At 73.0% G+C, this 9,043-nt stretch carries 8 protein-coding genes and 1 pseudogene; 7 read left to right on the forward strand and 2 right to left on the reverse strand.

Going from position 1 to position 9,043, the window contains the following annotated elements; translation table 11 throughout:
* Nucleotides 1-7: 7 nt before the first annotated feature.
* Together EYA84_RS20105 and upp are read right to left on the reverse strand one after the other, a co-directional pair.
* Nucleotides 8-682: a GPP34 family phosphoprotein gene (locus EYA84_RS20105; RefSeq protein ID WP_131054594.1), complete on the reverse strand. Its 675-nt coding sequence runs from the start codon at nucleotides 680-682 to the stop codon at nucleotides 8-10.
* A gap of 78 nt (nucleotides 683-760) precedes the next feature.
* Nucleotides 761-1,393 (reverse strand): uracil phosphoribosyltransferase, encoded by a 633-nt coding sequence (upp, locus tag EYA84_RS20110; protein WP_131054595.1) that lies wholly within the window; start codon nucleotides 1,391-1,393, stop codon nucleotides 761-763.
* A 132-nt stretch (nucleotides 1,394-1,525) separates the two neighbouring features.
* Here upp and deoC point away from each other — a divergent pair, with 132 nt between their 5' ends.
* The 7 genes and pseudogenes from deoC to EYA84_RS20145 all read left to right on the forward strand — a co-directional run.
* A complete protein-coding gene (deoC, locus tag EYA84_RS20115) occupies nucleotides 1,526-2,485 on the forward strand; it encodes a deoxyribose-phosphate aldolase (protein WP_131054596.1) in 960 nt (319 codons plus the stop codon).
* Nucleotides 2,486-2,490: 5 nt separating this feature from the next.
* Nucleotides 2,491-3,921 (forward strand): aldehyde dehydrogenase family protein, encoded by a 1,431-nt coding sequence (locus tag EYA84_RS20120; RefSeq protein WP_131054597.1) that lies wholly within the window; start codon nucleotides 2,491-2,493, stop codon nucleotides 3,919-3,921.
* Entirely contained in the window at nucleotides 3,914-4,738 is an 825-nt protein-coding gene (locus EYA84_RS20125; protein ID WP_131054598.1) for an aldehyde dehydrogenase family protein, read from the forward strand. Before EYA84_RS20120 ends, EYA84_RS20125 begins: the two co-directional genes overlap by 8 nt.
* A 364-nt stretch (nucleotides 4,739-5,102) precedes the next feature.
* Entirely contained in the window at nucleotides 5,103-5,603 is a 501-nt protein-coding gene (locus EYA84_RS20130) for a BlaI/MecI/CopY family transcriptional regulator (protein WP_131054599.1), read from the forward strand.
* Nucleotides 5,604-5,643: 40 nt separating this feature from the next.
* The gene (locus EYA84_RS20135; protein ID WP_176095646.1) at nucleotides 5,644-6,519 is read left to right on the forward strand and encodes a M56 family metallopeptidase; all 876 of its coding nucleotides are present in this window, start codon (nucleotides 5,644-5,646) and stop codon (nucleotides 6,517-6,519) included.
* Nucleotides 6,520-6,646: 127 nt separating this feature from the next.
* Nucleotides 6,647-8,317, forward strand: coding sequence for a thiol reductant ABC exporter subunit CydD (gene cydD, locus EYA84_RS20140; RefSeq protein WP_131054601.1), 1,671 nt, complete (start codon nucleotides 6,647-6,649; stop codon nucleotides 8,315-8,317).
* Nucleotides 8,314-9,043, forward strand: a pseudogene (locus EYA84_RS20145) (thiol reductant ABC exporter subunit CydC); the annotation flags it as partial. The gene cydD and the pseudogene EYA84_RS20145, both read left to right, overlap by 4 nt.

A 9,043-nucleotide genomic window follows, 5' to 3' on the forward strand; every position in this document is an offset into this window, starting at 1 on the left:
AGATGTGTTAAGAGACAGGGCCGAGAGCGGCCTGGACGGCGCGGCCCAGGGCGGCGACCACCAGGCCGACCGAGGGGCGGACCACGGAGCTTTCCAGGCCCACCTCGCCGGAGAAGCCGGCACCACTGGCGATCTCCTCCAACCGGCGGAGGGCCTCGGTGGCGTCCTCGCCGGTCGCCCCCAGCGCCGACTCCATCCGGAGTACGGCGACCAGCGTCGCCAGGGCGGCGGTCCGCTCGTCGGGTGCTTCACCGGTCAGCGCGGCGGCGAGCCGTTGGCGGGTCTCCGCCTCCACCGAGGGGTCCAGCACCGGGTAGCGGTGCACGTGGATGAAGCCCATCTCCGTCTCGTCGACGTCTCGGACCACCCCGTGTGCGCACAGGTCACCGAGGACCTTGTCGCGCAGACCGTGCCGCAGCCGCTGCACCCAGGAGGACGGGCTGTGCGGGGTGTCCGCCGCGATCCGGGACAGCACGTCGTCGGTGATCGGCTCGCCCGTCGGTGTCGCGTCGACCACCGTCAGAGCGCCTTCGGCGTACGCGATCCGGCCCGCCAGGGCCAGCTCGATCAACACGGCGGCGGCCATGCCCAGGTCGAGGCTGATCCGGGGCATGGTCGCCTTGCCGGTTTCGTCGTCGTACGCCAGCAGGAGCAGTTCCTCGGCGAGCGGAACACCAGTCATGGCCCGAGACGGTAGCCGCTCGATGCCACCGCCCGCACGACAAACCCGCCACCACGAGCATGGTTGACGACGGACGGATCAGAACCGGGGCATGCCGCCGAACTGGCGGTCCCCGGCGTCACCGAGACCCGGCACGATGAACATGCTGTCGTTGAGGCCGTCGTCGATCGACGCGGTGACCAGGCGCAGCGGCAGGCCGGACCGCTCCAGCCGGGCGATGCCGGCCGGTGCGGCGAGTACGCAGAGCACCGTGATGTCGGTGCAGCCACGGTCGGCCAGCAGCCGGCAGCAGTGCTCCAGCGAGCCACCGGTGGCCAGCATCGGGTCCAGGACCAGCACCGGCAGGCCGCTCAGGTCGCGGGGCAGCGACTCCATGTAGGCGCGCGGCTCGAAGGTCTCCTCGTCCCGGGCCAGCCCGACGAAGCCCATCGACGACTCCGGCAGCAGCCCCAGCGCGGCGTCGGCCATGCCGAGACCGGCCCGGAGCACGGGCACCAGCAGCGGCGGGTTGGCCAGCCGGGTGCCCTCGGTGCCGGTCACCGGGGTCTGCACCGGGTACCGCTCGATCGGGAAGGAGCGCGCAGCCTCGTACACCAGCATGGTGGTGAGTTCGTGCAGCGCTGCCCGGAACGAGGCCGAGTCGGTCCGTTCGTCCCGCATGGCGGTCAGCCGGGACTGGGCGAGCGGATGGTCAATGACGTGTACGTCCACGATCGCTCAACCTACCCGCCCCGGACCCCGACGCACGGGCCCCGGCCCCGAGCAGCGACGTCGCTCACCCGGGACACCTGCCCGCCGTCATGATCAAGATCGGGTGGCTCCCGCCTGCGTAGACTTCGGCGCATGACGGCGACAGCGACGTCGGCCCGGTCGGACCTCTCCGAGCTGGGACGAACCGAGACCGCTCTGCGGACCTTCCTGCACGGCCTACCGGGCGTGGACCAGGTCGGCGCGGAGCAGCGGGCAGCCCAACTCGGCACCCGCTCCATCAAGACCACCGCCAAGGCACAGGCGATCGACCTCGCGATCCGAATGGTCGACCTCACCACGCTCGAAGGCGCGGACACCCCCGGCAAGGTACGCGCGCTCGCCGCCAAGGCGCTGCGCCCCGACCCGGCCGACCCCTCCTGCCCGCATGTCGGCGCGGTCTGCGTCTATCCCGCGATGGTCCCCCACGTGGCCGAGGTGCTGCGCGGCTCGAACGTGCACCTGGCCAGCGTGGCGACCTCGTTCCCGTCCGGTCAGGCGCCCTTGGAGATCAAGCTCGCCGACACCCGGGCCGCCGTCGAGGCGGGCGCCGACGAGATCGACATGGTGATCAACCGGGGCGCGTTCCTGGCCGGTCGCTACGCCGAGGTGTACGACGAGATCGTGGCGACCAAGGAAGCCTGCGGGGACGCCCACCTCAAGGTGATCCTGGAGACCGGCGAACTGGCCACCTACGACAACGTGCGCCGGGCCTCCTGGCTGGCGATGCTGGCCGGCGGCGACTTCATCAAGACCTCCACCGGCAAGGTCCCGGTCGCGGCCACCCTGCCGGTGACGCTGGTCATGCTGGAGGCGGTGCGCGACTTCCGGGCCGCCACCGGTCGACAGGTCGGCGTGAAGCCGGCCGGCGGCATCAAGACCACCAAGGACGCCGTCAAATACCTGGTCATGGTGAACGAGACCGTCGGGCCGGACTGGCTGTCCCCGGACTGGTTCCGCTTCGGCGCCTCCAGTCTCCTCAACGACCTGCTCATGCAGCGCACCAAGCTGACGACCGGTGTCTACGCCGGTCCCGACTACTTCACCCTGGACTGAACGCGATGTTCGAATACGCACCCGCCCCCGAGTCTCGCTCGGTGGTGGAGATCAAGCCCTCCTACGGCCTGTTCATCGACGGCGCCTTCGTCGACCCGGCCGACGGCGGCAGCTTCAAGTCGATCAGCCCCTCCTCGGAGGAGGTACTCGCCGAGGTCGCCGAGGGCGGCAGCCAGGACGTGGACCGCGCGGTCCGGGCCGCGCGGACGGCGTACGAGAAGGTCTGGGGTCCGATGCCGGGCCGGGACCGGGCCAAGTACCTGTTCCGGATCGCCCGCCTCATCCAGGAACGCTCGCGTGAGCTGGCCGTGCTGGAGTCGCTGGACAACGGCAAGCCGATCAGGGAGTCCCGCGACGTCGACCTGCCGCTGGTCGCCGCGCACTTCTTCTACTACGCGGGCTGGGCGGACAAGCTGGAGCACGCCGGGTTCGGCGCGAACCCGCGACCGCTCGGCGTCGCCGCGCAGGTCATCCCGTGGAACTTCCCGCTGCTGATGCTGGCCTGGAAGATCGCCCCGGCGCTCGCCGCCGGCAACACGGTGGTGCTCAAGCCCGCCGAGACCACCCCGCTGACCGCGCTGCTCTTCGCCGAGATCTGCCAGCAGGCCGACCTCCCGGCCGGTGTGGTCAACATCGTCACCGGCGCCGGCGAGACCGGCCGCGCCCTGGTCGAACACGACGGCGTCGACAAGGTGGCGTTCACCGGCTCCACCGACGTCGGCCGGGCCATCGCCCGCGCCGTCGCCGGCACCGACAAGAAGCTCACCCTGGAACTCGGCGGCAAGGCCGCCAACATCGTCTTCGACGACGCCCCCGTCGACCAGGCGGTCGAGGGCATCGTCAACGGCATCTTCTTCAACCAGGGGCACGTCTGCTGCGCCGGATCCCGGCTGCTGGTCCAGGAGTCCGTCGCCGAGCAGGTGTTGGAATCGCTCAAGCGTCGGATGGCGCTGCTGCGCGTCGGCGACCCGCTGGACAAGAACACCGACGTCGGTGCCATCAACTCCGCCGCCCAGCTCGCCCGGATCCACGAGCTGACCGAAGCCGGCGCCGCCGAGGGCGCGCAGCGCTGGTCGCCACCGTGTGAGCTGCCGGACCGTGGCTTCTGGTTCGCGCCGACCATCTTCACCGGCGTCACCCAGGCCCACCGGATCGCCCGCGAGGAGATCTTCGGCCCGGTGCTGTCCGTGCTGACCTTCCGCACCCCGGCCGAGGCCGTGGAGAAGGCCAACAACACGCCGTACGGGCTCAGCGCCGGAATCTGGACCGAGAAGGGTTCCCGCATCCTGTGGATGGCCGACCGGCTGCGCGCCGGAGTCGTCTGGGCCAACACGTTCAACAAGTTCGACCCCACCTCGCCGTTCGGCGGCTACAAGGAGTCGGGCTACGGTCGCGAGGGCGGCCGGCACGGGCTGGAGGCGTACCTCAATGTCTGAGCGGGTCGCGGTACGCAAGACGTACAAGCTCTTCATCGGCGGGAAGTTCCCGCGTAGCGAGTCGGGACGGTCGTATCTCGTGCAGGACTCCAACGTGTCGCTGGCCTCCCGCAAGGACGCCCGGGACGCCGTGGTCGCCGCCCGCGCCGCCGTGAAGGGCTGGGCCGGAGCGACCGCGTACAACCGGGGTCAGATCCTCTACCGCGTCGCCGAGATGCTGGAGGGCCGCCGCGACCAGTTCATCGGTCTCGGCGTACCCGCCGGCGAAGTCGACGCCGCCACCGACCGCTGGGTCTGGTACGCGGGCTGGTCCGACAAGCTGCCGCAGGTGTACGGCGGCGCGAACCCGGTCGCCGGCCCCTACTTCAACCTCTCCGCACCCGAGCCGACCGGCGTGGTCGCCGTGGTGGCCCCGGAGAGCCCGCCCCTGCTCGGCCTGGTCAGCGTGATCGCTCCGGCGATCGTCACCGGCAACACCGTCGTGGTCGCCGCCTCCCCGGACGCGCCGCTGGCCGCGATCACCCTCGCCGAGGTGCTCGCCACCTCCGACCTGCCCGGCGGTGTCGTCAACATCCTCACCGGGCGGCTGCCGGAGACCGTACCCACGCTCGCCGCCCACATGGACGTCAACGCGATCGACCTGACCGGGGTCACCGACGCGGACCTGGCGGTCGACCTGGAGATCAAGGCCGCGGAGAACCTCAAGCGGGTACTCCGTCCGGTGGGCTCCGGGCACGACTGGTCGGCTGATCCGGGGCTCGGGCGGATGACGGCGTTGCTGGAGACGAAGACGGTGTGGCATCCCAAGGGGGTGTGATTCCTTTCTTGCTGTGGGGGTTTCCGGGGGGAGCCCACCCGCTCCGGGCGGTCAGGCTTGATCCCTACGCGGGTGGGCTCCCCCCGGAAACCTGACCTGGGCGCGGTCGGAGTTCTGGTGGCGGCTTCGGGTGCCGCCTTTCGCTGAGTCACCGGTTGCGGGGGTGTTCGCGGGGCGTGCTCTCGCGCCGCCGGGGGCCGGGTGCGGCGATCATGGAGTGGGGGCGCGGGCAAAGGGTGCATATCCTGCCTGAAGCTCTGCCGGAGCTCCATGATCGGCGGGGCCTGCGGGGAGCGGGTGTGGGGAGCGGGTGTGGGAGGCGGGTGCGGGGCGGGGAGTCTACTACGGGGGGTAGGATTCAGGGGTGACTCGGCTGGGGGATCTTGAGCGTGCGGTGATGGACGTGCTGTGGGACACGGTTCCCGCCGCGTCCGACGGGGTGACGGTGCGCGAGGTCGCCGACGTGCTGGCCGGGCGCGAGTTGGCGTACACGACGGTGATGACGGTGCTGGACCGACTCGCCGGCAAGGGCATGGTGCAGCGCGAGCGGGAAGGGCGGGCCTGGCGCTATCGGGCCACCGCCAGCCGCGAGGCGTACATCGCCCAGATCATGCTCGACGCCCTGGACCTGGGTGGCAGCCGCGACGCGGCACTGGTCCGCTTCGCCCGCTCGGTGACGGGCACCGAGGCCGACGTCCTGCGGGCCGCGCTCTCCGCCGAGGCCGGGATGGCCCCGGGTACGCCGGACGGGCCGGGCGACGGTGCGGCGTTGACCGATCAGGTCGAGGCACCCGCACCGGAACAGGCGATCCGACGGGACCGGACGACCCGGCCGGGTCGGGCCGACGAGACCGCGGAGCGGTAGGGGCGACGACGTGGCGCAGACCGTGCACTTCGCCGCCGCGATGCTGGCCTGCTGGCTGATCGCGCAGGTACTCACCCGTTCCACCTGGACCTGGCGCACCCCTCGGGTCGCGATCCTCTGCTGGCAGGCGGTCGGCCTGGCCGCCGGCCTCTCCGCGGTGGGCCTGCCGATCGCGATCGGACTGGCCGCGTACGACCGGGGCACCGGCAGCGCGCTGCTGGCGCTCGCGAACGACCTGTGGCACAGCACGCTTCCGGTGGGCGTCGGCCCGGTGCACCTGGGGCTGGTCGGCGTCGGGTTCGGCATCGGCGCGGTGCTGCTGACCTCGACGGTACGCAGCATCCACGGCACGGTGCGCGCGCAGCGGCGGCACCGGGACCTGCTGGCTTTGGTGGCCCGGCAGGACCCCACCGTGCCCGGGGCGCTGGTGCTCGACCATCCGAGTGCGGCGGCGTACTGCCTGCCGGGAGTGAAGCCCCGGGTGGTGGTCAGCGCCGGCACGTTGAGTCTGCTCGACCGGGCCGAGCTGGAGGCGGTGCTGACGCACGAGCGGGCGCACGCCGAGGAGCGGCACGATCTGGTGCTGATGCCGTTCACCGCGCTGTGCCGGGCGTTGCCGTGGCTGCGCTGGGTGCACGAGGCGCACGAGCGGGTGTCGCTGCTGGTCGAGATGCGTGCCGACGACAAGGCTCGGGAGCTGCACGCGGAGGCCCCGCTGGCCGGTGCGCTGCGCCGGTTCGCCGCTGCCGAGAACCGGATCACGCCGGTCGGCACGCTCGGTCTGGGCGACCGGGACCTGGACGTACGGGTGCAGCGGCTGATGGTCGCGGAACGCCCCGCCCGGCTGATCGGTGCTACCGCGCTGACCGTGGCCACCACCGTGGCCGCCCTGCCCATCTCGCTGTTCCTGAGCTGACGACCGACGTGGTGTCCCGCGTACCCGCTCCGCGCTCGCGGGCGCTCGGCGCGTCCCGACTAGGCTGCCAGGCGATGTGCTGGCGGATTCTCCGGGGACGGACCGACGGTCGGGCACCGGTGCCCTGGTGAGCCGCCGCCCCTTCGACCCACGGCTGCTGCGCCGGGTCCCTGCGGCCCGACGCGACCTCGTGCTGCTCGCGCTGCTCGGGGTGCTCGCCGCCGGACTGGTCGTGGCGCAGGCGACCGCCCTGGCGATGCTCCTGGCGACCGCGTTCACCGGGCGGCTGGACCGCGTCGCGCTGGCCGGTCTGGTGGCCGCCGTCGCGGCCCGCGCGCTGGTGGTGTGGGCGCAGGGCGCGGTCTCGGCGCGGGCGGCGGCCACGGTGAAGGCCGCGCTGCGGGCCGATCTGCTGGGCGCGGTCGCCCGGCACGGTCCGGGCTGGGTCGCCGGCCAGCGGGCCGGACAGTTGGCCACGCTGGCGGGGCGTGGACTGGACGCGCTCGACGCCTACTTCACCGGTTACCTGCCGCAGCTCGTGCTGAGCGTCACGGTGCCGGTGGCGGTGCTCGGTCGGGTCGTCTTCGCCGACTGGAGTTCGGCGGTGATCATCGCACTGACCCTGCCGCTCATCCCGATCTTCGGAGCGCTGCTCGGCTGGCAGGCCCAGGCCGCCACCGAACGGCAGTGGCGGCGGCTGTCCCGCCTCGGCGGGCACTTCCTGGACATGGTGGCCGGGCTGCCCACACTGCGGGCGTTCGGGCGGGCCCGCGCGCAGACCGACGCGGTGCGGCGGATGGCCGACGGGCACCGGGTCGCCACCATGCAGACCCTGCGGATCGCCTTCCTCTCCGCCCTGGTGCTGGAGCTGGTGGCCACCCTGTCGGTGGCGCTGGTCGCGGTCCCGGTCGGTCTCCGCCTGCTCGACGGCGGGCTGGCACTCCAGACCGCGCTGCTGGTGCTGCTGCTCACCCCGGAGGCGTACCTGCCGTTGCGGGCCGCCGGCAGCCGGTTCCACGCCAGCATGGAGGGCCTCACGGCGCTGGACGAGGCGCTCACGCTCTCCGGTTCCGCGCCGACGCCCGTACCCCGCTCCGGTGCGTCGCCCGACGGGCGCGGCGAGATCCGGTTCGAGGCGGTGACGGTCGCGTACGAACGCACCACCGCGCTGCGGGACGTGTCGCTGACCATCCGGCCCGGCGAGCGGGTGGCGATCATCGGCCCGAGCGGCGCCGGCAAGAGCACCCTGCTCGGGCTGCTGCTCGGCTTCGTCGCACCGACCACCGGGCGGGTCACCGTCGGCGGTGTCGACCTGGCCGGCGCGGACGCCGACGAGTGGCGTCGACAGGTGGCCTGGGTGCCGCAGCGAGCCCACCTGTTCGCCGCGTCGCTGGCCGACAACATCCGCCTCGGCCACGCCGACGCCGCACCGGAGGCGATCACCGCAGCGGTGCGCGACGCGGCGCTGGACGAGGTGGTCGCCGCGCTGCCCGACGGCTTGGACACCGGGCTCGGCGAACGCGGGCACGGCCTGTCCAGCGGCCAGCGGCAGCGGGTGGCGCTGGCCCGGGCGTTCCTGCGGGACGCACCGGTGGTGCTGCTCGACGAACCGACCGCCCGCCTGGACGCCGCCGCCGAGGCGGCGGTGCTGTCGGCCACCCGTCGACTGGTGACCGGACGGACCGCGCTGCTGGTCGCACACCGCCCCGCGCTGCTGGAGGACGCCGACCGGATCCTGCGGGTCGAGGACGGTCGGGTCACCGAGCTGACCCCGCAACCGGCCGGGGAGGCCCGATGAGCACCGCTCCGGCCACCACGACCCGCCGTGTCGACTCGTCGCCCGAGGCGGCCGTACTCCGGTTGGCCCGGCCGTACCTGCGACGGCTGGTCGGAGCGGGACTGCTCGCGGCGGCCACCGAGTTCGCCGCCCTCGCCCTGATGGCCACCGCCACCTGGCTGTTGATGACCGCCGCCGGTCGGCCGGAACTGGACCGGCTCACCGTGGCGATCGTCGCGGTGCGGGCGCTCGCGGTGAGCCGGGGAGTGCTGCGCTACACGGAACGGCTGGCCGGGCACGACGCGGTGCTCCGGCTCGTCACCGACGTCCGGGCCCGGGTGTTCGCCACGCTCGCCGCCCGACGGGGTGCCCCGCCGCGCACCGGAGACGCGCTCAGCCGTCTGGTCTCCGATGTGGAGGCGGTGCAGGACCTGCTGCTGCGGGTACTCGTCCCGGCCGCCGCCGCGGCGACGGTGAGCCTGGTGGCCGTCGGCCTGACCGCACTGATCTCGCCGCCGGCAGCGCTCACCCTCGCCGTCGGCCTGCTGGTCGCAGGCGTGGGCCTGCCGCTGCTGGCCACCGCGTTGACCCGGCGGGCCGCCGCCGAGATGGCACCACTGCGCGGTGCCCTCGCCACCGACGCGGTCGACCTGACCCACGGCGCCGCCGACCTGGCCGCCTTCGGTGCCACCGCCAGCGCGCTCGACGCCGCCGGTGGGCGGGCCCGCCGTCTCGCCCGGCTGGAGC

This window comes from Verrucosispora sp. SN26_14.1 (assembly GCF_004307965.1).
Lineage (GTDB): Bacteria > Actinomycetota > Actinomycetes > Mycobacteriales > Micromonosporaceae > Micromonospora.

Coding starts and splice junctions, on each gene's coding strand:
- EYA84_RS20105 (WP_131054594.1), bottom strand. CDS start 682: ATGACTGGTGTTCCGCTCGCCGAGGAACTGCTCCTGCTGGCGTACGAC.
- deoC (WP_131054596.1), top strand. CDS start 1,526: ATGACGGCGACAGCGACGTCGGCCCGGTCGGACCTCTCCGAGCTGGGA.
- EYA84_RS20120 (WP_131054597.1), top strand. CDS start 2,491: ATGTTCGAATACGCACCCGCCCCCGAGTCTCGCTCGGTGGTGGAGATC.
- EYA84_RS20125 (WP_131054598.1), top strand. CDS start 3,914: ATGTCTGAGCGGGTCGCGGTACGCAAGACGTACAAGCTCTTCATCGGC.
- EYA84_RS20135 (WP_176095646.1), top strand. CDS start 5,644: ATGCTGGCCTGCTGGCTGATCGCGCAGGTACTCACCCGTTCCACCTGG.